23 protein-coding genes and 1 tRNA gene are annotated in these 24,903 nt (G+C 67.7%); 8 read left to right on the top strand and 16 right to left on the bottom strand.

The window, feature by feature from the left end; translation table 11 throughout:
• The 6 genes from RM543_RS00245 to RM543_RS00220 all read right to left on the bottom strand — a co-directional run bounded on the left by RM543_RS00245 (position 1) and on the right by RM543_RS00220 (position 5,387).
• Entirely contained in the window at positions 1–852 is an 852-nt protein-coding gene (locus RM543_RS00245) for an ABC transporter permease (RefSeq protein WP_311688505.1), read from the bottom strand.
• A gap of 68 nt (positions 853–920) precedes the next feature.
• Positions 921–1,943 (bottom strand): ABC transporter substrate-binding protein, encoded by a 1,023-nt coding sequence (locus RM543_RS00240; protein WP_311688503.1) that lies wholly within the window; start codon positions 1,941–1,943, stop codon positions 921–923.
• Positions 1,944–2,311: 368 nt separating this feature from the next.
• Positions 2,312–3,247 carry a 2-hydroxyacid dehydrogenase gene (locus tag RM543_RS00235; protein WP_311688501.1) on the bottom strand — a complete coding sequence of 312 codons (936 nt, stop codon included), beginning with the start codon at positions 3,245–3,247 and terminating at the stop codon, positions 2,312–2,314.
• On the bottom strand, positions 3,244–3,690 hold the full coding sequence (locus RM543_RS00230; protein ID WP_311688499.1) for a type II 3-dehydroquinate dehydratase: 447 nt from the start codon (positions 3,688–3,690) through the stop codon (positions 3,244–3,246). The genes RM543_RS00235 and RM543_RS00230 overlap by 4 nt, the downstream gene beginning before the upstream one ends.
• A 91-nt stretch (positions 3,691–3,781) precedes the next feature.
• On the bottom strand, positions 3,782–5,032 hold the full coding sequence (locus RM543_RS00225; protein ID WP_311688497.1) for a flavin-containing monooxygenase: 1,251 nt from the start codon (positions 5,030–5,032) through the stop codon (positions 3,782–3,784).
• Between the two features lie 280 nt (positions 5,033–5,312).
• Positions 5,313–5,387: transfer RNA gene (locus RM543_RS00220), tRNA-Thr, on the bottom strand.
• Positions 5,388–5,682: 295 nt separating this feature from the next.
• On the opposite strand from RM543_RS00220, the gene murA reads away from it, so the two are divergent.
• A complete protein-coding gene (murA, locus tag RM543_RS00215; protein WP_311688495.1) occupies positions 5,683–6,957 on the top strand; it encodes a UDP-N-acetylglucosamine 1-carboxyvinyltransferase in 1,275 nt (424 codons plus the stop codon).
• A complete protein-coding gene (locus RM543_RS00210; protein ID WP_311688493.1) occupies positions 6,950–7,468 on the top strand; it encodes a DUF2948 family protein in 519 nt (172 codons plus the stop codon). The genes murA and RM543_RS00210 overlap by 8 nt, the downstream gene beginning before the upstream one ends.
• A gap of 28 nt (positions 7,469–7,496) precedes the next feature.
• On the opposite strand, the gene leuD is transcribed toward RM543_RS00210, so the two are convergent.
• Both leuD and serB read right to left on the bottom strand, forming a co-directional pair.
• The gene (gene leuD / locus RM543_RS00205; RefSeq protein ID WP_311688492.1) at positions 7,497–8,102 is read right to left on the bottom strand and encodes a 3-isopropylmalate dehydratase small subunit; all 606 of its coding nucleotides are present in this window, start codon (positions 8,100–8,102) and stop codon (positions 7,497–7,499) included.
• Positions 8,103–8,207: 105 nt separating this feature from the next.
• A complete protein-coding gene (gene serB, locus RM543_RS00200) occupies positions 8,208–9,080 on the bottom strand; it encodes a phosphoserine phosphatase SerB (protein ID WP_311688490.1) in 873 nt (290 codons plus the stop codon).
• Positions 9,081–9,303: 223 nt separating this feature from the next.
• Between serB and RM543_RS00195 the strand changes: the two genes are divergently transcribed.
• From RM543_RS00195 to RM543_RS00175, 5 genes are all read left to right on the top strand, one after another.
• The gene (locus RM543_RS00195) at positions 9,304–10,458 is read left to right on the top strand and encodes a phosphoserine transaminase (protein WP_311688489.1); all 1,155 of its coding nucleotides are present in this window, start codon (positions 9,304–9,306) and stop codon (positions 10,456–10,458) included.
• Positions 10,459–10,541: 83 nt separating this feature from the next.
• A complete protein-coding gene (serA, locus tag RM543_RS00190) occupies positions 10,542–12,137 on the top strand; it encodes a phosphoglycerate dehydrogenase (protein ID WP_311688487.1) in 1,596 nt (531 codons plus the stop codon).
• A gap of 89 nt (positions 12,138–12,226) precedes the next feature.
• On the top strand, positions 12,227–12,961 hold the full coding sequence (locus tag RM543_RS00185; RefSeq protein WP_311688485.1) for a metallophosphoesterase: 735 nt from the start codon (positions 12,227–12,229) through the stop codon (positions 12,959–12,961).
• Between the two features lie 194 nt (positions 12,962–13,155).
• Complete coding sequence (gene bktB, locus RM543_RS00180) at positions 13,156–14,334, top strand: beta-ketothiolase BktB (protein ID WP_311688483.1); 1,179 nt, start codon at positions 13,156–13,158, stop codon at positions 14,332–14,334.
• Positions 14,331–14,933, top strand: a complete 603-nt coding sequence (locus tag RM543_RS00175) for an HAD family hydrolase (RefSeq protein WP_311688481.1) — start codon at positions 14,331–14,333, stop codon at positions 14,931–14,933. Before bktB ends, RM543_RS00175 begins: the two co-directional genes overlap by 4 nt.
• Here RM543_RS00175 and RM543_RS00170 read toward each other — a convergent pair.
• Positions 14,930–16,174 (bottom strand): MFS transporter, encoded by a 1,245-nt coding sequence (locus RM543_RS00170; RefSeq protein ID WP_311688479.1) that lies wholly within the window; start codon positions 16,172–16,174, stop codon positions 14,930–14,932. The two genes, RM543_RS00175 and RM543_RS00170, sit on opposite strands and share 4 nt — an antisense overlap.
• Before the next feature lie 119 nt (positions 16,175–16,293).
• Here RM543_RS00170 and zapE point away from each other — a divergent pair, with 119 nt between their 5' ends.
• Entirely contained in the window at positions 16,294–17,376 is a 1,083-nt protein-coding gene (zapE, locus tag RM543_RS00165) for a cell division protein ZapE (protein ID WP_311688477.1), read from the top strand.
• Positions 17,377–17,443: 67 nt separating this feature from the next.
• Here zapE and RM543_RS00160 read toward each other — a convergent pair whose 3' ends face one another.
• From RM543_RS00160 to lspA, 7 genes are all read right to left on the bottom strand, one after another.
• Positions 17,444–18,706: a bifunctional folylpolyglutamate synthase/dihydrofolate synthase gene (locus tag RM543_RS00160; protein WP_311688475.1), complete on the bottom strand. Its 1,263-nt coding sequence runs from the start codon at positions 18,704–18,706 to the stop codon at positions 17,444–17,446.
• Positions 18,703–19,731 carry an acetyl-CoA carboxylase, carboxyltransferase subunit beta gene (gene accD / locus RM543_RS00155; protein WP_311688473.1) on the bottom strand — a complete coding sequence of 343 codons (1,029 nt, stop codon included), beginning with the start codon at positions 19,729–19,731 and terminating at the stop codon, positions 18,703–18,705. Before accD ends, RM543_RS00160 begins: the two co-directional genes overlap by 4 nt.
• Positions 19,732–19,829: 98 nt before the next feature.
• Positions 19,830–20,723, bottom strand: a complete 894-nt coding sequence (locus tag RM543_RS00150) for a CPBP family intramembrane glutamic endopeptidase (protein ID WP_311688471.1) — start codon at positions 20,721–20,723, stop codon at positions 19,830–19,832.
• Positions 20,724–20,940: 217 nt separating this feature from the next.
• Positions 20,941–22,260, bottom strand: a complete 1,320-nt coding sequence (locus tag RM543_RS00145; RefSeq protein ID WP_311688470.1) for a M16 family metallopeptidase — start codon at positions 22,258–22,260, stop codon at positions 20,941–20,943.
• Entirely contained in the window at positions 22,257–23,675 is a 1,419-nt protein-coding gene (locus RM543_RS00140) for a M16 family metallopeptidase (protein ID WP_311688468.1), read from the bottom strand. The genes RM543_RS00145 and RM543_RS00140 overlap by 4 nt, the downstream gene beginning before the upstream one ends.
• A 171-nt stretch (positions 23,676–23,846) precedes the next feature.
• Complete coding sequence (locus RM543_RS00135; RefSeq protein ID WP_311688467.1) at positions 23,847–24,377, bottom strand: DUF3035 domain-containing protein; 531 nt, start codon at positions 24,375–24,377, stop codon at positions 23,847–23,849.
• A 55-nt stretch (positions 24,378–24,432) separates the two neighbouring features.
• Positions 24,433–24,900 (bottom strand): signal peptidase II, encoded by a 468-nt coding sequence (lspA, locus tag RM543_RS00130; RefSeq protein ID WP_311688466.1) that lies wholly within the window; start codon positions 24,898–24,900, stop codon positions 24,433–24,435.
• Positions 24,901–24,903 lie beyond the last annotated feature (3 nt).

Below are 24,903 nucleotides of genomic sequence, written 5' to 3'. Positions count from 1 at the left end.
TCAATGCGCTCCGATCCGCTCGAGCCGCCGAATGCCGATGTTGAAGACGGCCAGGACCGCGACGGTGACGACGAGGCCGACAAGGGAGAGGGAGGCGGCGAGCGGGAAATTGAAGGATGCGAAGCCGACCTGGTAGACGAGGGTCGAGATCGTCTGCACCTGACCGCCGCCGATCATCTGGGGCGTCGCGAAGGCCGAGAACGTCCACGCGAAGGCCGTGGACGTCGCGGCGACGATGCCGGGCGTCGAAAGCGGCAGGGTGACGGTCAAGAAGGCGCGGATGCGGCCGGCGCCGAGGGAGGTCGCGGCGCGTTCGAGGTTCCGGTCGATATGGGCGAGCGCGGCGGCCAGCATCACCACGACGATGGGCAGGGTGAAGTGCACCAGGGCGATCACCACGCCAAGCATCGTGAACATGAAGTCGATGGGCTGATCGATGATCCCGGCGCTCATCAGAAGGCCGTTCAGGAAGCCGCGGTTGCCGAGCACGATGATCCACGAATACGTCCGCACGATTTCGCCGAGGAACAGCGGCGTGAGCGAGATCAGCAGGATGGAGCTGCGGATCGCGGCGTTCTTCGTGCGCACCAGAGCGTAGGCCAGCGGATAGCCGATCAGGAGCGTGAAGAGCGCCGTCCAGACGCAGAGCATGACCGTGTTGACGAAGGCCTGGCCGTAGATCGCCTTCCAGAGCGTCGTGAAGTTGTCGAGCGTGAAGCCGCCCGGATCAAGGGAGCCGGGCACGTGGGCGCGAAGGCTGTATTGCACGATCGCAAGGAACGAGGCCGCGATGCCGAAGGCGATCAGGACCGCGGGCGTGGTGAACCATCCAAGGAAAGGTCGCTTCTGCATCTTGCGTCCGCTCGTCTGGGGAAGGAGGGATCCCGGCGGCCCTTGCCGCCGGGACCGGGGGCGGGGCCTTAGTTCGCGATCATGTTCTCGGTGAACCACTGGCGCCATTCGGCGGTCTTCTCGGCGCGCAGTTCGTGGGGGATGATCAGCGTCTGGCTGTCCCACTCCTCGGGCGTCGTGAAGATGCCGGGCAGGGACGCCAGCTCGTCCGGAAGCTCGGCATTGGAGATGACCGGGCTCCCCTTCTTGATTTCGGCGATCTCCGCCTGGACTTCGGGGTCGAGGGCGGCGTTGATGAACTGGTAGGCCAGGTCGAGCTTGTCGGTGCCGGCGGTGATGCCCATCGTGTCGATGCCGAGAACGGCGCCTTCCTCCGGGATCGCGAGCTGCACGTCGAGGCCCTGGGACTGCATGTAATAGGCGTTCATCGACAGGATGATCTGGACCGGCGTCTCGCCGCTGGAGAGCAGCTGCTGGGAGTTCGCATCGTTGGTGTAGAACGCCTTGAAGTTGGGCTTCAGCGCCTCGAGCTTGTCCGTGGCTTCCATCCAGTTCTCGATATCGACCCCTTCGAGCTCGGCGGCGACGGCGATGATGTGGGAGGGGTCGAAGTCCGGCGCGGCGACCATGCCTTCGAGCTCGGGCGACCAGAGGTCTTCCCAGCTGTCGAAGGTGATGCCTTCGGGGATCGCGTCCGGCAGGTAACCGATCGTGTAGACGTAGGCCCATGCACCGATATGCGACGGGCTTATCTTCGCCTGTTCTACGAGGTTCTCGGCGTTCGGGATCATCGACATGTCGAGCTCCTCGAACAGCCCGTCATTGTTGTAGAGCCATCCGATATGCGACGTCGTGAACGTGATGTCGCTCTCGGGCATGTCCCGGCTGAGCTTTGCCTGGTTCAGCCGGTCGATGGTGCCGCCGGTGATGAACTCGACCTCGACGCCGGTTTCCTCGGTGAACTTCTCGGCGATGGTCTGGTCGATCAGGTCGCGGAAGCTTCCGCCCCAGCTGCTGACGACGAGGGTCTCGGCATGGGCGGCCGGAGCGAGAAGGCTCAGCGCCGTTGCGGTCAGGAAGGCACGTTTCATGTCTGGTCTCCTGTTGGTGTGCAGTCGTTGAGTGGTGCCCGGACCCGGACCTCTGGTCCCGCCGCGCGGGCTCGGTCGCACGCCGGCAGGCCGGGCGGGGCCACGCCCCAGGCGACGATCAGGGAGCAGTGCGAGCGCGGCCCTCCGATCTCGTCCTCGTTCCGTCATAGCCCGCCTTCGGTTCTTGCTGTCTGCCAGGTGCCACTGACGAAGGCTGCGCACGGACGGGCCGCGGGTGTATTCGCAAATTTCAACTTACTGCTTAGGCTGTACCGTTTCAGACGACCTATCTTGTTGAAACGAATTGATTTCCTCCCCCGTGGCGGGGGCTTGTCCAGCCAGCCAATTTCATGGCGTTCACCCAGTGCCTAGTAACCGCGCGTCCGCGAGACCTCGTTGACGGGTTTCCCGCCGCTTTGGACGGCACGGATATTCCGGGCGATCTGCGGGGCGGCGCTCCTGGGCAGCGCGGTCGAGGCGAGATGCGGGGTGATGAGAACGCCCGGAAGTGTCCAGAGCGGGTGATCGGGCGCGAGCGGCTCGCTCTCGAACACGTCGAGCGTCGCGCCGGAAAGCCGGCCGGACCTGAGCGCGTCCACCAGCGCGTCCTCGTCCACCACCTCCCCGCGGGAGGCGTTCACGAAGGACGCACCCGGTTTCATCGCGGCGAAGGCGTCCGCATCCAGCAACCGCCGTGTCCGGGGCGTGAGGGGCAGCATGCTGACCACGATGTCGGCGCGGGACAGGAGCGGCCTCAGGGCCTCCTCACCGGAATGGACGGTGACCCCCTCCAGATCGCGGGGCCGCGTGGCCCAGCCGTGGGTATCGCAGCCCTGCCGTGCCACCTCGAGCGCCGCCATGGCGCCGAGCTCGCCAAGCCCGAGGATCGCGACGGTGATGTCCTCCATCGCGCGGGGGTGGCGGTAGGCCCATTCGCGGCGCGCCTGCGCGGCCTCGTAATGGGGGATGTCGCGTGCGTGTCGCAGCACCGCGAAGAGGACATAGCCGGCCATCATCCGCCCCATCTCGGGATCGGAAAGCCGCGTGATCGCCACGTCGGGCAGATCGTCCCGCGCCACGAGCCGGTCGACGCCCGCGCCGAGGTTGATGACGAGCTTGAGGTTGGGGAAGCGGTCGAAGAACCCGGCGGGCGGATTCCAGACGAGGGCGAAGCGGACCGAGGCCGAATCCGTCACGTGCGAGGCCTCCTCGATCCGAACATCGCCGCCCAGGTGGGGCCGAAGCGCGTCCTGCCAGTCGTCGAACGGGTCGGGGCCACTGTAGAAGACCAGCGTGTCCGTCATGCCGGCGGCTCCGCGATCAGTTCGCTCATCGCGGTCAGACCCAGAAGGTAGCCCTGCACGCCCAGGCCAGCGATCACGCCGGTCGCCGTCTTCGAGATCAGGGAGTGATGCCGGAAGGACTCGCGCTTCCAGATGTTGCTCATGTGGCATTCGATGATCGGTCCGTCGAACGCCATCAGCGCATCGAGGATCGGCACCGAGCCATAGGTCAGTCCCGCGGCATTGATCAGCAGGCCGGCGCAGCTCTGCCGCGCCTCCTGGATCCAGTCGACGAGGACGCCTTCGTGGTTCGATTGTCGGAAATCGAGGGTGAGGCCCAGCTTTTCGGCCCGCGCCATGCAGGCCCGTTCGATCTGGGGAAAACTGTCGGTCCCGTAGGTGCCGTTCGGGTCGAGCCCGTAGAGATTGGCATTGGGGCCGTTGAGGAACATGACGTTCGGCATGGGGTCTCCTTCGGGCAGGGCAGCGGCAGGTCGGCCGGAAAAGCGCCCGCGGACCCACCCATTGCGGGCGTCGGGTCGTGGGCGCGCCGCCTCAGGCCTTCTCGTAGGCGGTGTAGTTGCGTTGCACGCCGATATGGGTCGCGATGTACTTCGCGTCGTACCAGCAGCCATAGATGAAGGATGAGGCGCGGTTGGTCAGGTCCGGCAGGCCGAGGAAGTAGATCCCCGGTTCCGCCGAGATGCCGCGCTTGTGGTAGGGCGTGCCGTCTTCGCGGAAGGCATTGACGTCCAGCCAGCTGAAGTCGAACCGGAAGCCCGTCGCCCAGATGATCGTGCGGATGCCGGCTTTCGCAAGGTCGACCTCGAGGATCGGATCGGCGATGCAGGCCGGGTCCGCGTCGATTGTCCAGGCGTCGGGCTCGGGCGGCAGGTCGATCCCGTTGCGCTCCACATAGGCATCCGCCTCGCGCAGCACGTCGAGATAGGCGTCGTCGCCCTGGCTGATGTTCCGGGCAAGATCGTCCGCGATCTTTAGCACGCCGTCTTCGCAGGATTGCGTCATGCCGAGGACGGTGATCCCCATGTTGCCGAGGCGGCGGAAATCGACGGTGCGGCCGCCGTCGTAGCCGCTCACGGCGAAGGCAACGTGCTTCTTCTTGGCCTCGATGGTGACCTCGTCCCACTTTCCGAGAACACCCAGCCACCAGACGTAGTCCCGGTTCCGGTAGGCGCGGGGAGGGCGGTAATGCTCGCCGATCGAGAGGTAGACCTCGCGGCCCGACCGGCGCAGTTCCTCCGCGATCTGGCAGCCCGACGCGCCGCCGCCGACAACCATGACAGCGCCGTCGGCGAGCGCGTCGGGGTTCTTGTAGCTAGAGGAATGAAGCTGATCGATGCCCGCATCCTCGGGGACGATCCGCGGAAAGAAGGGCTTCTGGAACGGCCCCGTCGCGGCGACGACCCGCCGAGCCTCGATCTCGCCCTCGGACGTCTGGACGGTGAAGCCCGGCCGGCCCTCGATCTTGCTCACGCGCTTGACCTCGACGCCCTCGCGGACGGGAGCGTCGATCATCCGGGCGTATTCCTCGAAATAGCGCGCCATGCGCTCCTTCGGGGGGAAGGTGTCGGGATCGACATCGTCGAATTCGAGGTTCGGGAACCGGTCGTGCCATGCGGGGCCGTTCGCGACTAGGGAATCCCAGCGTTCCGATCTCCAGCGATCCGCGACCTTGTTGCGCTCGAGGACGATGTGCGGAACGCCCATCTCCGTCAGATGCTCGCTCATCGCGATCCCGGACTGGCCCGCGCCGACGATCAGGGTGTCGGTTGTTTCGATTGTCATGCTCGTTTCCTGGCTTCTGGGGCGTCGCATCGAGAAGGCCGGACCCCGCCCGCTGCCTCTGGCGCGAGGAGGGGCCGAAGCGGCTGGTCTGACGCTCTTGCTGTGGAAGCTGCGGGCAGCGGCCCCGAGAGGAAAGACGGAAATTCCTTGGTAGAAGGCAGGAATTACCCATCCCGGGCGGCTCTCGCCGGGCCGGGCGCATGTCGCGCCTCTGGCCGCATGCCGGCGCGCGGGCAGGGGGGCGGTCGCGCCGAGCTTGTCAATGTAAGGGGGGGGTAGATGGTGCCGCAGGGGAGGATTGAACTCCCGACCTCACCCTTACCAAGGGTGCGCTCTACCACTGAGCTACTGCGGCGCCGGAGCGTGGGCGGGTATTACCGTCTCCAGCCATGAGCGCAAGCGATTTCTGGCGCGCCGCTCCGCTATCGCTTGGCATCCGGGGGCAGGGCGTCGTAGATGCGCCGCGATGGGCAAGTCAGGCAACACATCGGATCGCTCGGAGCGGCTCAAGCAGGCGCTCCGAGCGAATCTCCGGCGGCGCAAGGCGCCTCCGCGCTCGCCGGCCGAGGGGCCCGGGGCGACTGACGAGGCAGACAAGGCATCCCGCGAGACGGATGCCGGATCAAACGCGGAAAAGGGATCGCAGCAGGATGGATAGGATTGTCGTCGAGGGCGGAGTGCCGCTGGAAGGCCGTATCGAGATTTCGGGAGCCAAGAACGCGTGCCTGGCCCTCATGCCGGCGGCGCTGCTGTCGGAGGAGCCGCTGACGCTGACCAACGCGCCGCTCCTGTCGGACATCCGCACGATGACGGCGCTCCTGCAATCGCTCGGCGTCGAGGTGTCGGGGCTCCAGGGCGGGCACGTTCTCGCCATGTCCGGAGCCTCGGTGGACAACCATACCGCGGACTACGACATCGTCCGCAAGATGCGCGCCTCCATCCTCGTCCTGGGGCCGATGCTCGCGCGGTACGGTCATGCCACCGTCTCCCTGCCGGGCGGCTGCGCCATCGGGGCGCGCCCGGTGGACCTGCACCTGCGCGCACTCGAGGCGATGGGCGCCGAACTCGACCTCAGGGAGGGCTACGTCCATGCCCGTGCGCCTGGCGGGCGGCTGAAGGGCGCGGACTTCACCTTTCCGCTCGTCTCCGTCGGTGCGACCGAGAACGCGCTTCTCGCCGCCACTCTCGCGGAGGGCACCACGATCCTGCGCAATGCCGCGCGGGAGCCGGAGATCGCCGACCTCGCCCGCTGCCTGCGCGCGATGGGGGCCCGGATCGAGGGCGAGGGCACGTCCGAGATCACCATCGAGGGCCGGGACAGCCTGCACGGTGCGACCTATCCCGTCATTGCCGACCGGATCGAGCTCGGGACCTACATGCTGGCCCCCGCGATCACCGGCGGACGCGTCGAACTCGTCGGCGGCTCCCGCGAGTTGGTCGCGGCGTTCGCGGACAAGCTGGAGGCGGCCGGCGTGGATATCGAGGAGAGCGCGGACGGTCTCGTCGTCTCCCGCCGCAACGGCCCGCTGAAGGCGGTGGACGTTCGCACGGAACCTTTCCCCGGTTTCCCCACTGACCTTCAGGCGCAGATGATGGCGCTGCTCTGCGTGGCCGAGGGGAAGAGCAAGCTGGAAGAGATGATTTTCGAGAACCGCTTCATGCACGCGCCCGAGCTGATCCGGATGGGCGCCTCCATCGACGTGCATGGCGGCACGGCGACGGTCACGGGCGTCGAGCGTCTGAAGGGCGCGCCGGTCATGGCGACCGATCTGCGCGCGTCGGTGTCGCTGGTCCTCGCCGGTCTCGCGGCGGAGGGGGAGACGCAGGTCAAGCGCGTCTATCACCTCGATCGCGGCTACGAGCGTCTGGAAGAGAAGCTCCGGGCCTGCGGCGCGCGGATCAGGCGGGAGCCGGACGATGGCTGATCGCAGTCAGTCCTCCGGTGCACCGCAGGGCGATGCGCGGTTCGAGGATGGCGGCCCGGCCTCCGACATGCCGCTCTACATCAAGGCGATGGATGCTGCGTCACTGCCGGTGATCTCGGCCTTGGTGCAGGATGCCGTCTACCCGATCACCGAGATGCGCATCCAGAAGGCGAAGCGCCGCTTTGCCGCTCTGATCAACCGGTTCCGCTGGGAAGATGCCGATGCGGCCTGCGCCGAAGGGCGGCCCTTCGAGCGGGTCCAGAGCCTGCTTCTGGTCGAGGACATGGTCGGGGCGAAGACCACGGGCATCGATCGGTCGGACCCGGATCTGGTCCTGTCGCTCCTGTCGATCGGCTTCGAGCCGGGGGAGGACGGGACCGGCCGGCTGATTCTGATGCTGGCGGGGGACGGGGCCGTCGCGCTCGACGTCGAATGTCTCGACGTGTCGCTGAGGGACGTCACCCGGCCCTATGCCGCCCCTTCAGGAAAGGCGCCGCGCCACGACGTCTGAGACACGGCGCGGGCCAACCGTAAGGCAATCAGACCCAGGGGCGCGCCTGGGAGGCCGTTCCCTCGAAGGCATCGATCGCGGCGACCTTCTCGAAGGTCAGGGCGATGTCGTCCAGCCCGTTGAGGAGGCAGTGCTTCTTGAAGCTGTCGACCTTGAAGGAGAACACCTCCCCGTCCGACGTCGTGACCGTCTGGGCCTCGAGATCGACGGTCATCCGGGCGTTCGCGCCCTTCTCGGCATCCTTCATCAGCGCGTCCACCTGCTCCTGCGGCAGGGCGATGGGCAGGATGCCGTTCTTGAAGCAGTTGTTGAAGAAGATGTCCGCGAACGACGGTGCGATGACGCAGCGGATGCCGAAATCGAGCAGGGCCCACGGCGCATGCTCGCGCGAGGAGCCGCAGCCGAAATTGTCGCCGGCGACGAGGATCTCCGCGTCCCGGTAGGCGGGCTTGTTCAGCACGAAGCTGTCGATCTCGTGGCCGTCATCGTCGAAGCGCATCTCGTCGAACAGGTTCTTGCCGAGCCCGGAGCGCTTGATTGTCTTTAGGAACTGCTTGGGAATGATCATGTCGGTGTCGACATTCATCATCGGCAGCGGCGCCGCGATGCCGGTCAGGGTGGTGAACTTGTCCATGGCTTTCGCTCCTGAGGCTGACGACGGGAGGGCATACAGGGCAGGCGCCGCGCGGGCAAGTGGGCGGCGATGGCGCAAGGCGGCGTCGGTCCGTGATGTCAGGGGTCAGGCGAACTCAGCTTTCGCGTAGCCCTGCAGGTAGAGCAGGGCGGTCAGATCGCCGTGGTTGATGCGCAGCTCGCATTCCGCGGCGACCGCGGGCTTGGCATGAAGGGCGACGCCGGAGCCCGCGAGGTGGAGCATCCCCAGATCGTTCGCCCCGTCGCCGACGGCGATGGCGTCCCCCGGGGTGAGGCCAAGCTCCGCCGTGACCTCGGTCAGTGCGTCCACCTTGGCCTGACGTCCCAGAATCGGCTCGGCGACCTCGCCCGTCAGGCGCCCATCCTCCGCCAGCAACGTGTTGGCGCGGTTCCTGTCGAAGCCGAGGAGGCTCGCGATGCGGGCGGTGAAGGCGGTGAAGCCGCCCGAGACCAGAAGCGTCTCGGCGCCGTCCCTCTTCATCGTCGAGACGAGCGTGCGGCCACCGGGAGCGAGGGTGATGCGGCTGTCCAGCACCTCGCCGATGACGCTCTCGGGAAGGTTCTTCAGCAGTGCGACGCGCTCGCGCAGAGCGCCCTCGAAATCCAGCTCGCCGTTCATCGCACGGGCCGTGATCTCCGAGACATGGGGGCCGACGCCGGCCATGTCCGCCAGCTCGTCGATGCATTCCTGCTCGATCATCGTGCTGTCCATGTCCGCGATAAGAAGACGTTTGCGGCGCCCCTTGCCGGGTTGAACGCACATGTCCACGCCGCTGGCCTGAAGCTCGTCCCAGATCTCCCAGCGATTGCCGGGCAGAGCGGGGACCCTGAACTCCGCGGCTTCGTCCGGCGCGAGCCAGACCGCGTCCCCGCCGCCCATCGCATCGCGCAGGGAATGGACGAGGGCGGGATCGAGGACGGGGTCTTTCGGGCTGGTCAGGAGCGTGACGACGAACATGGAAGGCGCCTCCGGAGGGCTTTGTGCGGCAGGGCGCTTTCTACGCGCGCCGCCGGGGCGGGGTCCAGATCGGCGGACGCCTCCGGCGGGACTATTCGGCTCACCCCGGAGGCCGAAGGGGCCGTTTCCGAGATAGGCACTTGCAACCGTGCGGCCGTGATGTATGTCCGGCGGCGGGACACCCCTCCCCAACGAGGGGCGCTTATCTGGAAGGGTAGCACCAATGGCACACGATGCTCCGGCCACGCGGCCGGCCAATCCGCGTTTTTCGTCCGGCCCCTGCGCCAAACCCCCCACATACGATGTGTCGAAGCTGAGCTCTGCGTCGCTCGGACGGTCTCACCGTGCCGCGATCGGCAAGGAGCGACTGAAGCTGGCGATCGACAGGACGCGGGAGGTTCTCGAAGTTCCCGAAGACTATCGCATCGGCATCGTTCCGGGCTCCGACACCGGCGCCTTCGAGATGGCGATGTGGACCATGCTGGGCGCGCGCCCGGTCGAGATGGTTGCGTGGGAGAGCTTCGGCGCCGGCTGGGTCACCGATGCGGTCAAGCAGCTCAAGCTCGATGCGACCGTCCATGAGGCGGAGTACGGCGAGATCGTCGACCTCGCGTCCCTCGACTGGAGCCGGGACGTCTGCTTCACGTGGAACGGAACCACGAGCGGCGTTCGTGTCCCCTCCGGAGACGTGATTCCGGCGGACCGCGAGGGCCTGACGCTCTGCGACGCGACCTCGGCCGCCTTTGCGCAGGACCTTCCCTGGGACAAGCTCGATGTCGTGACCTTCTCCTGGCAGAAGGCCCTCGGCGGCGAAGCGGCGCACGGCGTCCTGATCCTGTCGCCCCGCGCCGTGGAGCGGCTCGAGAGCTACACCCCGGCCTGGCCGCTGCCGAAGATCTTCCGCCTGACGAAGGGCGGCAAGCTCAACGAGGGGATCTTCCGCGGCGAGACGATCAACACCCCGTCCATGCTCTGCGTCGAGGATTACCTCTTCGCCCTCGACTGGGCGACGTCCGTGGGCGGGCTTCGAGGCATGATCGGACGCGCCGATGCGAATACCGCAGCCATCGCGGATTTCGTCGAGAAGACCGACTGGATCGAGTTCCTTCCGGCTGACCCGGCGATCCGCTCCAACACATCGGTGTGCCTGAAGTTCACCGATTCGCGGATCGCGGACGGGGCGGCGTTCGCCAAGGCGGTGCAGAAGCGCCTCGAGAAAGAGGGTGTCGGGCTTGATCTGGGGGCCTACCGCGATGCGCCTCCGGGCCTGCGGATCTGGTGCGGCGCCACGGTCGAGACCGCCGACGTTGTCGCGCTGATGCCCTGGATCGACTGGGCCTTCCACGCCGAGATCGAGGCGCAGGCCGCCGCCGCCTGATCGACGCCGACACGAGCCCGGACCCGGCATGGTTCCGGGGCGGGCTCCCTTCCTCATTTTCAAGCTTTCAAGGAGTGCCCCTCATGGCGCCCAAGGTTCTCGTATCCGACAAGCTTTCGGAAACCGCCGTCCAGATCTTCCGTGACCGCGGCATCGATGTCGATTTCGAGCCGTCCCTCGGCAAGGACAAGGACAGGCTCGCCGAGGTGATCGGCCAGTATGACGGCCTCGCCATCCGCTCTGCGACGAAGGTGACCGAGAAGATTCTCGAGCAGGCCACCAACCTCAAGGTGATCGGCCGCGCCGGCATCGGCGTCGACAACGTGGACATCCCGCTGGCCTCCAAGAAGGGCGTCATCGTGATGAACACGCCCTTCGGCAACTCGATCACTACCGCCGAGCACGCCATCTCCATGATGATGGCCTGCGCCCGCCAGATCCCGGAGGCCAGCGCCTCCACCCATGCCGGCAAGTGGGAGAAGTCCCGCTTCATGGGCGTCGAGGTCACCAGCAAGACCCTCGGCGTGATCGGCGCGGGCAACATCGGCTCCATCGTGATCGACCGCGCCCGCGGGCTGCGGATGAAGGTCATCGCCTACGATCCGTTCCTCAGCGAAGACCGCGCGACCGAGCTCGGCGTGCGCAAGGTCGAGCTGGACGAGCTCTTGGCGAAGGCGGACTTCATCACGATGCACGTGCCGCTGACGGAGAAGACCAAGAACATCCTCTCCCGCGAGAACATCGCCAAGCTCAAGAAAGGCGTCCGGATCATCAACTGCGCCCGCGGCGGTCTCGTGGACGAGGAGGCGCTGGCAGAGGCTCTGAAGGACGGCCGCGTTGCGGGCGCCGCGTTCGACGTCTTCGCCGAAGAGCCGGCGACGGCCTCGCCGCTGTTCAACCTGCCCAATGTCGTCGTGACGCCGCATCTCGGCGCCGCCACGACCGAAGCGCAGGAGAACGTCGCCCTCCAGGTTGCGGAGCAGATGTCCGATTATCTGCTGACGGGCGCCGTGACGAACGCGCTCAACATGCCGTCCGTCACCGCCGAGGAAGCCGCGATCATGGGCCCGTGGGTCAAGCTCGCCGAACATCTGGGCGCCTTCATCGGCCAGGTGACGGACGAGGCGATCAAGGCCGTCAACATCACCTATGACGGTATCGTCGCCGAGATGAATCTCGACGCGCTCGGATGTGCCGCCATCGCCGGGCTGATGAAGTCCTCGAACCCCGATCTGAACATGGTCTCCGCCCCCGTGGTGGCGAAGGAGCGGGGCATCCAGATCAGCCGCACGACCCAAGGGCAGTCCGGCGCGTTCGAAGCCTACATCAAGATCACCATGGTCTCCGAGGAGCGCGAGCGGTCCGTGGCCGGCACGGTGTTCTCGGACGGCAAGCCGCGGTTCATCCAGATCAAGGGCATCAACATCGACGCCGAGATCGGGGAGCACATGCTCTACTCCACCAACCAGGACATGCCGGGCATCATCGGCACGCTCGGCAACACGCTGGGCGAGAACGGGGTGAACATCGCGAACTTCACCCTCGGCCGGGCCGAACGGGGACAGGACGCCATCGCGCTGCTCCAGCTTGACGCGGATCTGCCGGAGGACGTGCAGGAGAAACTCGAAGGCTCCGGGAGGTTCACCCGCGTGCGGCCGCTTCATTTCGAGGTCGCCTGAGGCGTCTCGGACGCGTAGCTAGAAGACGGGAGGCGCGGTGGCGGTTCGGCTGCCGCGCCTCTTTCGCGGTCTAAAGGAGACGGGGCGGGATGCAGACCTACGCCATCGGTGACATTCACGGGCAGTGCGACCTGCTCGAAGCCGCCCACGACCGCATCGCGGCGGACCGGGCGGCCCATGGCGACGAGGATGCGCCGGTGATCCATCTCGGCGACCTGACGGACCGGGGGCCGGATTCGCGCGGCGTCATGGAACGCCTGACCGCGGCGGACGCGGATCCGCGATGGCATGTCATCATGGGAAACCATGACCGGATGATGGCGCATTTCCTGAGGCCACGAAGCGCGCGGGATCCTCTGAGGGACGATCTGAACTGGCTGGCACCACCGCTTGGCGGACGTCCGACGCTGGCGTCCTACGGGGTGGACGTGGATGAACGGCGCAGCGCGGCGGAGATCCACGCCGATGCAATGGAGGCGGTTCCCGAGGCGCACCGGACGTTCCTCGATGGTCTGCCGACGCGGATCGTGCGGGGCGAAGCGTTCTACTGCCATGCCGGCGTGCGTCCGGGCATTCCTCTGGCGGATCAGGTGGAGGACGACCTGGTGTGGATCCGCGAGCCGTTCCTGTCGGACCCGATGGAGCACGGCGCGCTCATCGTGCACGGGCACACCCCGGTTGAGGCGGCGACGCATTACGGCAACCGACTGGATCTGGATACGGGCGCGGCCTATGGCGGTCCGCTGTCGGTGGCGGTGATCGAGGGGCGGCGCGCGTGGCTGGTGACGGAGCGCGGCCGCGAGGAATTGCGCCCCGTCGCCTGACCCGACCGTGGCACGACATTTCCGCGAAATTTCGTAAGGCGTTCTCCGTTGAGATGCGGTTGACGCGCGCTCGATTCCAAGCCGCGGACGTGAACAATTCGCAAAGGTCCGGCCGCGCGACGCTGCGGCGCGGGCTCTTCCGGCAGGGCTGGCCAGCTTGTAGCCTCGTGCCGAACGGCAGGGAGGCCTGAGACATGGACGAGATCGTAATCCTCGGCGGCGCGCGAACCGCCATCGGCACATTCGGCGGCACGCTCGCCTCGGTTCCGCCGATCCGCCTCGGCGCCATCGTGACCACCGCTGCTCTCGAGCGCGCCGGCCTGGCGCCCGAGCAGATCGGATCGGTCGTTTTCGGGCATGTCATCAACACAGAACCGCGGGACATGTACCTCGCCCGCGCCGCGGCGATGGAGGCTGGCATCCCCGACACCACGCCCGCCATGAACGTGAACCGGCTCTGCGGATCCGGCGCTCAGGCGGTGGTCTCGGCGGTGCAGAGCCTCGCGCTCGGCGATGCGGACTTCGCCGTCGCTGGCGGCGCCGAGAGCATGAGCCGGTCGCCCTTCATCAATCCCTCCGTCCGCTGGGGTCAGAAAATGGGGGACATGCGCGTGCAGGACATGATGCTCGGCGCGCTCAACTGCCCCTTCGGGACAGGCCATATGGGCGTGACGGCGGAGAACGTGGCCCGCGAGCACGGCATCTCCCGCGAGGATCAGGACGCCTTCGCCCTCGAGAGCCAGCGCCGCGCCGCGGCGGCCATTGCCGGTGGCGTCTTCGCAGGCGAGATCGTGCCGGTGGAGATCCAGTCGAAGCACAGCACGGTACTGTTCGACACCGACGAACATCCAAAGCAGACCTCCGCCGAGAAACTGGCCGCCCTGAAGCCCGCCTTCGCCAAGGAGGGAACCGTGACGGCCGGCAATGCCAGCGGCATCAACGATGGCGCGGCCGCGCTGGTCCTGGCGCGCGCGGACGCGGCCGAGCGGGTCGGTCTTGCGCCGAAGGCCCGGATTCTCGGCTATGCGCATTCGGGGGTACGGCCCGAGGTGATGGGGATCGGACCGATCCCGGCGGTGGAAACGCTCCTCGAGAAGCTGGGGCTCGGCGCCGCGGATTTCGACGTGATCGAATCGAACGAGGCCTTCGCGGCGCAGGCCATCGCGGTGAACCGCGCGCTCGGGCTGGACGAGGCACGGGTGAATCCGAACGGTGGCGCGATCGCCCTCGGCCACCCCGTCGGCGCGACCGGCGCGATCCTGATGGTGAAGGCCCTCTCCACCCTTGAGCGAACCCAGGGACGGCGCGCCATCGTGACCATGTGCATCGGCGGCGGGCAGGGCATCGCCGTCGCTCTGGAGCGGATCCAGTGAGCGTGGAGGCGGTCGTCTTCGACATCGGCAACGTGCTGATCGAGTGGCAGCCGGAGCGCTGGTACGACGCGCGGATCGGTGAGGCGCGGCGACGGGAGATGTTCGCCGCGGTGGACCTGCACGGAATGAACGACACGGTGGATCGGGGCGGTGCCTTTCGCGACACCGTCCACACGACCGCCGCGCGTTATCCGGACTGGTCCGCCGAGATCCTGATGTGGCACGACAATTGGCTCGAGCTCGCCGCCCCGGCGATCGACGCCACGGTCGACATCCTGCGCAAGCTGCGCTCGAACGGGACGCCGGTCTTCGCGCTGTCCAATTTCGGAGTGGAGACCTTCGCGATCGCCGAGGCGGAGTACCCGTTCCTGCAAGAGTTCGACCGGCGCTACATCTCGGGCCACATGCGCCTCGCAAAGCCCGATGCCGCGATCTACGCCGAGGTGGAGGCCGATTGCGGCGTCTCGCCCTCGGCGCTTCTCTTCGCGGATGACCGCCCGGACAATATCGAGGCTGCGGCACTGCGGGGGTGGCAGACCCATCTGTTCGATGGGCCCGAGGGGTGGGTGGCGAGACTGCGGGCGGAGGGCCTGCTTTAGGCGGCCGCGGGCAGAGGCGTCCTCTCCTCCCTCACCGGGAGGTGCACGATGGCCGAGAAGGCGCCGACGCCGACACCGATCCACCAGACGGCGTTGTAGCTTCCGGTCGCGTCATAGAGCTGACCGCCGAGCCAGACACCGAGGAAGCTGCCGAGCTGGTGACTGAAGAAGACGATGCCGTAGAGCGTCCCCATGTAGCGCAGGCCCCAGATATGGGCGACGAGGCCTGACGTCAGCGGCACCGTCGCGAGCCAGAGCGCGCCCATCGCGATCGAGAAGAGGATCACCGTGGCGGGGCTGATCGGGACGAGGATGAACGCGGCGGCGACGAAGGTGCGCGCCGTGTAGATCCCGGACAGGAGGTACTTGCGCGGGAAACGCCGGCCCGCCCAGCCGGCGAGGAGCGTGCCTGCGATATTGGCCACGCCGATCAGGGAGATCGAGATCGCGCCGAGGGCGGAGGTCGTCGTGATGCCTATGTTGTGCAGGATGCCGCCCGGCAGGATCGGCCCGCAGACCTCGGTGACGAAGGCCGGGAAATGGGCCGTCACGAAGCCGAGCTGGTAGCCGCAGGAGAAGAAGCCGAGAAAGATCAGCGTGTAGGATGGATCCCGCGCGGCGCGGACGAGGATCTGGCCGAGCGTCTCCTCCAGTTCGGTCCGGGAGGCGGCGGGGGCCGGGCTGCGCATCGCCGGAAGGGCGACGAGGGAGCTGAGGATCACGGCGGCGAAGACGAGGAAGACCGACTGCCAGCTCATCACGCCGAGCAGGAATTCCGCGGCCGGTGCGCCGAAGACCTGTCCCGCAGATCCCGCCGCTGTCGTGACCGCGAGCGCCATGCTGCGGTTCTCCGCGCTGGCTGCGCGGCCGACCACCGCGAGGATCACCCCGAAGCCCGTTCCGGCGACGCCGAAGCCCACGAGAATCTCGAGAAGCTGGTGCTGCGCGGGAGTGACCGCGGCCGCGGACAGCACGAGGCCGGCGGCATAGACGACGGCCCCGAGGGCAATGGCCTTGCGGTCACCGAAGCGCTCGGCAAAGGCCGAGAAGATCGGCTGGCCGATGCCCCAGGCGAGGTTCTGGATCGCGATCGCCAGCGAAAACTCCGCCCGTGGCCAGCCGAACTCCTCACCGATCGGGATCTGGAACACCCCGAAGGAGGCCCTGACCGCGAAGGAGAGCATCAGGATCAGGCAGCCGCCGAGAAGGACGGGCGTCAGGAGGCGGTCGGAGCGTATCATGCCGCAGCATTGGCGCGGCGCCTGCGCGGTGTCAAAGCAGGTATCGTGATGAACGGCATCACGGGATCGCAGGCATCAAGACTGGCGGCCCCCGCCGCATCGCCTTACATCCCTCGCCCATGACCCAGACGCTGACCGATATCTACGAGCACGAAATCTCATCCGGCGCGCTGTCCCGAGACCCGGCGCAGGAGGCCGCTGTGGCGGAGCTGGACGCGTTCCGGGCCCGCGTGGAGGCCCGGCCCGACGCGCCTTCGGGCCTTCGCGGTTTCTTCAAACGCGGCGGGCCGGAGCCGGTGAAGGGCCTCTATCTCTGGGGGGGCGTCGGGCGGGGGAAGTCCATGCTCATGGACCTCTTCGCGGCGAATTCCCCCGGCGGCCGGACCCGCCGGGTGCACTTCCACGCCTTCATGCAGGAGGTCCATGACGGGATGGACCGCGCCCGGAAGACGGGAGTGGACGACGCGGTCAAGCCGGTCGCGGAAGAGATTGCCGAGAAGCTCGACGTGCTCTGTCTCGACGAGATGCAGATCTCCGACATCGCGGATGCGATGATCGTCGGGCGGCTCTTCGAGCGTCTGTTCGCAGGCGGGGTCGCCATCGTGACGACATCCAACCGGGAACCGGCCGAGCTCTACAAGAACGGTCTCAACCGCCAGCTCTTCGTTCCCTTCATCGAGCTCATCGAGGAGCGGATGGAGGTCCACCACCTCGCCTCACCCACCGATTACCGGCAGGACCGGCTGTCGGGCGGGGATGTCTATTTCTCCCCCGACACGCGGGAGGCGCGGGCCGAGGTCGAGGCGATCTGGCAGGACCTGTCGAAGGGCGAAAGCGAGCCGCTCGTCCTGCGCGTGAAGGGCCGCGAGGTTCGGGTGGAGGACTATGCCCGCGGCGTCGTGAAGTCCTCGTTCTACGATCTGTGCGGACGGCCCCTCGGGCCGGCGGATTATCTTGCTCTCGCGGATGCCATCCGGGTGCTTGTTCTGATCGGCGTGCCGCGTCTCTCCCGATCGAACTTCAACGAGGCCAAGCGCTTCGTGACGCTGATCGACGCGCTCTACGAGGCGAGGGTCCGTCTCGTCTGCACGGCGGCGGACACGCCCGAATCGCTCTATGTCGAGGGCGAGGGGAGCTTCGAGTTCGAGCGCACCGCGAGCCGTCTGCGCGAAATGCAGGCGGAGGGCTGGGGCGGCGAATGAGGGTGGTGGCGCTGCCCTCGCCTGACTGCGTCAGGCTCCCCCGCGCTATCGTCCGGAAAGATGAACCTCAGGCGGTCCGGGAGAGGATGGCGCCTGCAAGGTAGAGCGATCCGCAGATGACGATGCGGGCCGCGGGATCGCGCTCTGCAATGCGCGTGACCGCGTCCTCCGCTGTGTCCGCCGTGCTGGCCGAAAGACCGAAGGTGCGGGCTGCGGCGGCCAGCGTTTCGGGGGCGTGGGCCTTGTCCTCGTTCGGGATCGGAAGCGCCGTGACAGACGCGGCATGGGGAGCGAGGGGGGCGAGGAAGGCGGCGGGATCGCGGTCCGCCAGTTGCGCCATGACGAGATGGGTGGTCCGCCGGGGCAGCGTGTCCAGCGTCGCGGCGAGGGCGGCGGCGGCGTGGGGGTTGTGCCCGCCGTCGAGCCAGAGCTCCGCCTCCGGGGCGAGGTCCGTCAGCGCGCCTGACCGCAATCGCTGCATCCGGGCCGGCCAGCGGGCGTTCGTGATCGCGGCCTCCGCCCCGGCACCCTGGCCGAGAGCGCGGAGCGCGGCCAGGGCGGTGCCGGCATTGGCGATCTGGTGCGGCCCCGCGAGGGCGGGAAGGGGCAGGTCGAGAAGGCCGGTTTCGTCCTGATAGACCAGACGGCCGTGCTCGACACCGACATGCCAGTGCTGGCCGTATGCGAGAAGGGGGGCGCCGAGCCGCGCGGCGCGGGCCTCGATCACCTCCAGCGCCTCCTCCTCCTGCGGGCCGATGATCGCGGGTACGGCGCGCTTGAGAATGCCGGCCTTTTCGCCTGCGATCTTCGCCAGCGTATCCCCGAGGAACCGCTCGTGATCCATCGCGACGGGGGTGATGATGGTGAGGGCGGGCGCGTCCACGACGTTCGTCGTGTCGCCCGTGCCGCCCATGCCGACCTCGAGGAGGAGGATATCCGCAGGCACATCCGCGAAGGCGCGGAAGGCGGCGCATGTGATCGCTTCGAAGTAGGTGGCGGGAAGGCCGGCGGCGAGGACGGCCTCGAGCGCGGATGCGAGGCGGTCCTCGGCGATCTCTTCCCCTGCCAGAACGATCCGTTCCGAGAACCGCACGAGGTGGGGCGAGGTATAGACGTGGACCTTCAGGCCGGCCCCTTCGAGCCCCGCGCGGATCATCGACAGGGTCGACCCCTTCCCGTTCGTCCCGGCGATATGGACCACCGGTGGCAGGGACAGGTGCGGATCGCCGAGGGCGGCGAGGAGGGTATGGGTGCGGCCGAGGCCGAGCTCGATCTGGGGCGGATGGCGCTCGGCGATCCGCCCCAGAAGAGCGTCGATCCGGGGTGTCACTTCGCCGGGGGCTTGGTGGAAGCGGCCTGAACCGCAGCGCCGGGTTTGCCCTGCTCGTCCGGGGCCGGGGCGGCCGGCGCCTTGCCTGTGTCGCCCTTCGACGCTTCGGCCGGCTCGGGCAGCGGGAGCGGAGCGGGCTCGGGATCGGGTGCCGGAAGGTCGCCCGCGACCGCTTGCGGCAGTCCGAGGAGCATCCGGGTGATCTGGATGAGCTCCTGGCGGAGCTGCTTGCGGTGCGTGACGCGGTCGAGCATGCCGTGGTCGAGCAGGTACTCGGCGCGCTGGAAGCCCTCCGGCAGCTTCTCCCGGATCGTCTGCTCGATCACGCGCGGGCCGGCAAAGCAGATGAGCGCGTTCGGCTCGGAGATGTGGACGTCGCCCAGCATCGCGTAACTTGCCGTGACGCCGCCGGTGGTGGGGTGGGTCAGTACGACGATGTAGGGCAGGCCCGCATCCTTCAGCATGTCCACCGCGACCGTCGTGCGGGGCATCTGCATCAGGCTGAGAATCCCTTCCTGCATCCGCGCGCCACCGGCGGCGGAGAACAGGATCAGCGGGCGCTTCAGCTTCACCGCGCGCTCTGCCGCGGCGATGATCGCGTTGCCCACGTACATGCCCATCGAGCCGGCCATGAAAGAGAAGTCCTGCGCCGCCGCGACGACCGGCGTGCGCCCGATCTCACCCTCGGCGACCAGCATCGCCTCGTGCTCCCCGGTCTGGCGCTGTGCCGCCTTCAGGCGGTCGCCGTAGCGCTTCTGATCGCGGAACTGCAGCGGGTCCGTGACCGGGTCGGGCACCTTCACCTCGACGAAGGTGCCGCCGTCGAACAATGTCGCGAAGCGGTCCCGCGGCGTGATCGACATGTGGTGGTCGCAGGCCGAGCAGACGTTGAGGTTATCCCTCAGCTCGCGATGGAACAGCATCGTGCCGCATTCGGGGCACTTGGTCCAAAGGTTCTCCGGCACTTCGCGGCGGGAGAAGAGCGAGTTGATCTTGGGCCGGACGTAGTTGGTGATCCAGTTCATGCGGCCTTCCGTCTGGCGGTCAGGGTCTAGGACAGTGGCGCAGGAGATAGGACGGGCGCGCCCGAAGCGCAATCGACTTGGGCGTGATGGAGCGGGATCTACCGGTCCAGCACACGCCGCAGAATCGCCCAGATGCCCACGAGGACGACGATGGAGACCCCGATACCGAGGCTCTGCACGCCGGTCTCGCCGATCGGCACGTCCGAGACGTAGAGCGCGAGGCCCGTGATCGTGTCCTCGATGGAAACGACGAGAAGAGCGATGAAGTTGTTGGCGAAATGCAGCCCCATCGCGGCGCCGAGGGAGCCCGTCCGCTCGGTGAGGTCCGCCGCGATCAGGCCGAAGGTCAGCGCGGACAGCAGGACGAGCGGCAGGTTCGCGCCGGCCTCGGGCGACCAGTGAAGCAGGGCGAAGAGGATCGCCGGCAGCCAGAACCAGATCCAGCGGGCGCGGAAGCGCGCGGCGAGCTGCTGCATCAGGTAGCCGCGGAAGACCAGTTCCTCCGATCCGGTCTGGAGCAGAAGAAGCGAGAGGGAGAGCGGCAGGAGCATCGCCCAGGTGGCCGCGTCGAGATTGGGCGCCGGCGCGTCGAAGAGCCATCCGATGGCGGTCAGGAGGCCGAGGACGGGCAGGGCCACCGCAAGGGCCGCGAGGAACCCGCGGCGCCACTCGGACCATGGGCCGAAGAGCGATTCCGGCCCGCGGAAGTGCAGCGCCGCGGCCGCGACGAGCGCGCCGATGAACATCCCGGAGAAGGTCAGCAGAAGCGCGAGGACCTGCCCGGGCGTGGCGGCGATGGCGAGGGTCGTGAGGAACGGCAGGATCTCGTAGACGCTGCCCGCGCCGGCGACGAGTGCCGCGGTGATCCCCAGCACGATCGCGGTGCAGCCGACATAGACGATGATCAGAAGCAGAAGGCCGGCAACGATGCGCCAGATCCGGGGATAGAGACGGGCATCGTGCAGCATCGCCTCGAATTCGGGATGGCGCATGGGATCGCGTCCTTGTCAGCTTCCGCCCGGTCGACGTAGCGCGGCGCCGTACCCCGCGCAATGGCGGTGCGGGAGAAGGGCGGCGGAGTGGACGTCGGGGCGGGGGAGTTCTGGTGTTATGTGCCGGCGGGCTGGCCCGCTACGAAAGAGGGCGCGGCGCAGCAGGTCATCGCGAGTGGGCCGCACCGGGATCGCGGGATCCCGGTGCGGCGCCGTCTCAGTTCGTTTCCTGCAGGTCGTCCGGCTGGCCGACGACGACGAAGCGCAGGGTATCGGGATCGATCAGCCGGTCCGCGACGCGGGCCACGTCATCCAGCGTCACCGCCTCCACCATGGCAGTGCGCTCGTCGAGATAGGAGACGGGCAGGTCGTCCATCTGCATGGAGACGAGGATGTTGGCGATCCGCGCGTTGCCGTCGAAGCGAAGAGGGTAGGCGCCGGTGAGGTAGGTCTTGGCGCGGTCGAGTTCCGCCTGCGTTGCGCCCTCCTCGGACAGGCGCTCCCATTCGGACCGGATCACGTCCACCGTCTCGGCCACGCGGTCGTTGGCGGACGCGACCGAGCCGAGAAGCATGTCGGCGTGATCCATGGAATAAAGCGCGGTTCCTATGCCGTAGGTCAGGCCGCGCTTCTCCCGGACTTCCTCCATCAGGCGCGATTCGAAGCCGCCCCCGCCGAGGATGTGGTTCATCACGTAGGCGGGGAAGAAGTCCGGATCGTCGCGATCGATGCCTGCCTGTCCGAAGGTGACGACCGATTGCGGCGTGTCGAAGGGGACGATTGTGACCCCGCCGCCGGCTCCGAATGCGGTGTCTTCGGGAAGGGCGGGGCCTTCGGGCGGGAGGCCGTCGAGAAGCTCGTCGAGCTCGCGGCCGAGCGTGTCCGCGTCGATGTCACCGACGGCGGCGACGTGGATGCGGTCCGTCGCGAGAACCCGCTGGCGGGCGGTCTCCAGATCGTCCGCTGTCAGCGCGCGAACGCTCTCGGGCGTCCCTTCGAGCGGCGATCCGTAGGGGTGCTCGCCGAAGGCCAGTTCGTCGAAGGTCCGCTGGCTGATGGAGCCGGGATCGACGGCGTCTGAGGCGAGGCCGGAGAGGACTTGCGCCCGGACCCGCTCCACCGCGCGATCGTCGAAGCGGGGCTCCGTCAGGGCGAGGTGGATCAGGTCCATGGCCTCATCGATATCCTCCGACAGGAACCGGGCGGAGACGGAGAACGCATCGTCCCAGACGTCGAACCGGATCGAGGCGGCCAGTTCCTCCTTGGCGATGGTGAAGGCTTCGGCATCCATGTCGCAGGCGCCTTCCTCAAGGAGGCCGGTCATCAGGTTGATCGCGCCGCGCTTGCCGTCCTCGTCGAGCGATGCGCCGCCCTCGAAGCGCAGTTCCAGCGCGACGAAGGGGATTGAGGGCTCCTCGACCAGCCACGCCTCGACGCCGCCGGGGGAGGTGATCTCCTCGACGTCGATCTCGGCCTGGGCTGCGGTGGCCGCGAGGAGGGCAAGGCCCGCCGCGGCGACGGTGCGGTAGAGGATCATTGGATCGCCTCCTCGCCGGTCGCGCCGGCCTCTTCCTGTGCTGGATCCGGCGTCGCGGCCGGTGTGGGTTCGGCCTCTGCCATGGTCTCCGGGCCGGAGAGGTAGCCGGTGACGGAGGCCGCGGGGCGCAGCGCGCTTTGGGCCGCGGCCATCACGTCCTCCCTGGTCACCGCCTCGAGAATGTCCGGCCAGGCCTGCACGTCCTCCACGGTGAGCCCCACCGCAAGGGCTTCGCCGTAGCGACGGGCAAGGCCCTGGAGGCTGTCCCGGGCGTAGATCTCGCCGGCGCGGACCTGGCTCTTGATCCGTTCGAACTGCGCCGCGTCGACGCCCTCCTCGAGGAAACGGTCGATCACGCGGTCGATATCGGCCTCGGCCTCTTCCAGCGAGCGCCCGTCGGCCGGCACGACGGCAAACGAAAACGATGCGTCATCCACTGAGGTGCCGTCGTAGTAGGCGGAGGTGTACAGCGCGACGGCCTCTTCGAGTTCGAGCGTCCGCGCCATCAGCGAGGTCTGGCGGGAGCCGCCCAGAAGCGCGGCGAGGAGGGTCAGCGCCGCGGCCTCCTCCTGATCGCCGGGATCTCGCTCGGGGACGGTGTAGGTCCGCATCACGGCGGGCTGTGCGACGCGGGGATCGGTCATCTCGAGGTGACGCGCGGCGAGCTGCGGCGGCTCCTGCGGCCGCGTCCGCTCGGGCAGGTCCGGGTTGGCCGGAATCGGGCCGAAATGGGTCTCGGCCAGGTCGCGCACCTCATCCGGCTCCACGTCCCCCGCGACCACGAGGATCGCGTTGTTCGGCGCGTAGTACCTGCCGTAGAAGTCCAGCGCGTCCTGACGGGACAGCTCCTCCATCTCGTGGCGCCAGCCGATCACCGGTATGCCGTAGGGGTGGTTCAGGAACTGGGCGGCGCGGCGCTGTTCACCGAAGAGCGCGCCGGGATCGTTCTCGACCCGCTGGTTGCGCTCCTCGAGGATCACGTCCCGCTCCGGCAGGACGACCTCGTCGGTGAGGACGAGGTCCGTCATCCGGTCCGCTTCCATCTGCATCATCAGGTCGAGCCGGTCAGCGGCGACGCGCTGGTAATAGCCGGTGTAGTCCCAGCTGGTGAACGCGTTGTCCGAGCCGCCCTGAAGGGCCACGGTCTGGGAGAACTCGCCGCTCTCCATCTCGTCCGTGCCCTTGAACATCAGGTGCTCGAGAAAATGGGCGATGCCCGATTTTCCGGCCGGCTCGTCGGCGGCACCGACCTCGTACCAGACCATGTTGACCGCAACGGGGGCGCGGTGATCCTCGATCACCACGACCTCCATGCCGTTCTCGAGCGTGAAATCCGTGACCTCTCCCACCGCCTGGGCGAGGCCCGGTGCGAGAGCGGCCGCCACGAGGGCGGCGGAGCCGGGAAGCCGCGTCATGGGCAATCTCCGTTACTTTGCATTCGCGGCAAGATTGCGCAGGGCGGTCGCCGCGGCAACATGCTGAACGCTCTTGTGAGAAGGCGTGTTTCCCGCGGTAGGCCCGGGCGAGAGGGCTTGGGCCCGCCCGGCCGGCCTCACGTTCGGACCGGGCCGGCGACCCTTGGGATCTTACTCGGCCGGATCGGGCGGAGCGCCAACGGTGCGGACACCGAGGCGGCGGAAGCGTTCCAGCTCCCGGTGCTGGTCGAGCGATTGCCCCGCATAGACGCTGTAATACCGGCTCACGTTGAACACACGCTCCAGCAGCCGGCCGCGCTTGTCCCGCCTGAAGGCGGCATCTGCGGAGGCCAGTTCGGAGCGGATCGAGAGGCGGATGCCGAAGCGGGTCACCTGATCGAGAAGCGCGGGCTCGCCGCGATACTCGCCGGAGCGGACGAGCGCGCCGGGGCTGCCGCCGAGCGCGGCGACGGTGTCTGCTTCCGGCGTGGGGTCTGTACGGTTCGCGGCGCCCGGCGTGGGCGGCGGCAGGTCCAACGTACCGGGGATCTCGATGGGTTTGGTCGGCAGGATCGCGAACTCGTCCGGCTCGTTCTGCGACCGGCCGATATTCATCAGCCCGTCATCGCCACCGCAGGCCGCCAGAAGCGCCAGAGGCACGCAAAGCAAGGCCGCTCGTCCGACCCTCATCGCTCTGCCCATGACCGTCCCTCCGTTTCCGGCTTTTGTCGTTCCTTAACGGATCGCGAACGGCCCGTCACGGGGACTTTTTGCGCTCGCCCGTGAACAGGAGCAACCCCGCCGCACCGGCGAAGATGAACACGTCCGCGAGGTTGAAGATGTAGGGATTGTCGATCCCGCAGCAGGACATGTTGAGAAAATCCATGACGCCGGGATGGAAGAGGCGATCGAGCGCATTGCCGAGCGCCCCGCCGACGACAAGCCCGGCGGAGGCGTATTGCACCCATGTCGTGAAACTGCGCCGCGCCCAGATCGCGAGCATCAGCGAGATCGCGAGGGCAAGGCCGATCAGCACGAGACGCGCCTCGCCCGCCGCGAAGAGGCCGAAGTTGATGCCGGTGTTGTAGCCGGTGATGAACACCAGATACGGCGGCAGGACCTCCAGCCCCCGGCTCCCTGCCACCCCGAGCCCGTAGAAGACCCAGTATTTCGACACCTGGTCGACGACGAAGGCGAGCACGGAGGTGATCCAGAAGGTGCGCATGGG

The organism is Tropicimonas omnivorans, assembly GCF_031846565.1.
Taxonomy (GTDB): domain Bacteria; phylum Pseudomonadota; class Alphaproteobacteria; order Rhodobacterales; family Rhodobacteraceae; genus Tropicimonas_B; species Tropicimonas_B omnivorans.
The sequence above is the reverse complement of the archived record's forward strand: the minus strand, read 5'-3'. Positions and strand labels throughout refer to the sequence as shown.

Coding starts and splice junctions, on each gene's coding strand:
- RM543_RS00170 (WP_311688479.1), bottom strand. CDS start 16,174: ATGATACGCTCCGACCGCCTCCTGACGCCCGTCCTTCTCGGCGGCTGC.
- leuD (WP_311688492.1), bottom strand. CDS start 8,102: ATGGACAAGTTCACCACCCTGACCGGCATCGCGGCGCCGCTGCCGATG.
- serB (WP_311688490.1), bottom strand. CDS start 9,080: ATGTTCGTCGTCACGCTCCTGACCAGCCCGAAAGACCCCGTCCTCGAT.
- bktB (WP_311688483.1), top strand. CDS start 13,156: ATGGACGAGATCGTAATCCTCGGCGGCGCGCGAACCGCCATCGGCACA.
- RM543_RS00245 (WP_311688505.1), bottom strand. CDS start 852: ATGCAGAAGCGACCTTTCCTTGGATGGTTCACCACGCCCGCGGTCCTG.
- serA (WP_311688487.1), top strand. CDS start 10,542: ATGGCGCCCAAGGTTCTCGTATCCGACAAGCTTTCGGAAACCGCCGTC.
- zapE (WP_311688477.1), top strand. CDS start 16,294: ATGACCCAGACGCTGACCGATATCTACGAGCACGAAATCTCATCCGGC.
- murA (WP_311688495.1), top strand. CDS start 5,683: ATGGATAGGATTGTCGTCGAGGGCGGAGTGCCGCTGGAAGGCCGTATC.
- RM543_RS00150 (WP_311688471.1), bottom strand. CDS start 20,723: ATGCGCCATCCCGAATTCGAGGCGATGCTGCACGATGCCCGTCTCTAT.
- RM543_RS00230 (WP_311688499.1), bottom strand. CDS start 3,690: ATGCCGAACGTCATGTTCCTCAACGGCCCCAATGCCAATCTCTACGGG.
- RM543_RS00235 (WP_311688501.1), bottom strand. CDS start 3,247: ATGACGGACACGCTGGTCTTCTACAGTGGCCCCGACCCGTTCGACGAC.
- RM543_RS00195 (WP_311688489.1), top strand. CDS start 9,304: ATGGCACACGATGCTCCGGCCACGCGGCCGGCCAATCCGCGTTTTTCG.
- RM543_RS00210 (WP_311688493.1), top strand. CDS start 6,950: ATGGCTGATCGCAGTCAGTCCTCCGGTGCACCGCAGGGCGATGCGCGG.
- RM543_RS00140 (WP_311688468.1), bottom strand. CDS start 23,675: ATGACGCGGCTTCCCGGCTCCGCCGCCCTCGTGGCGGCCGCTCTCGCA.
- lspA (WP_311688466.1), bottom strand. CDS start 24,900: ATGCGCACCTTCTGGATCACCTCCGTGCTCGCCTTCGTCGTCGACCAG.
- RM543_RS00225 (WP_311688497.1), bottom strand. CDS start 5,032: ATGACAATCGAAACAACCGACACCCTGATCGTCGGCGCGGGCCAGTCC.
- RM543_RS00185 (WP_311688485.1), top strand. CDS start 12,227: ATGCAGACCTACGCCATCGGTGACATTCACGGGCAGTGCGACCTGCTC.
- RM543_RS00240 (WP_311688503.1), bottom strand. CDS start 1,943: ATGAAACGTGCCTTCCTGACCGCAACGGCGCTGAGCCTTCTCGCTCCG.
- RM543_RS00145 (WP_311688470.1), bottom strand. CDS start 22,260: ATGATCCTCTACCGCACCGTCGCCGCGGCGGGCCTTGCCCTCCTCGCG.
- accD (WP_311688473.1), bottom strand. CDS start 19,731: ATGAACTGGATCACCAACTACGTCCGGCCCAAGATCAACTCGCTCTTC.
- RM543_RS00135 (WP_311688467.1), bottom strand. CDS start 24,377: ATGGGCAGAGCGATGAGGGTCGGACGAGCGGCCTTGCTTTGCGTGCCT.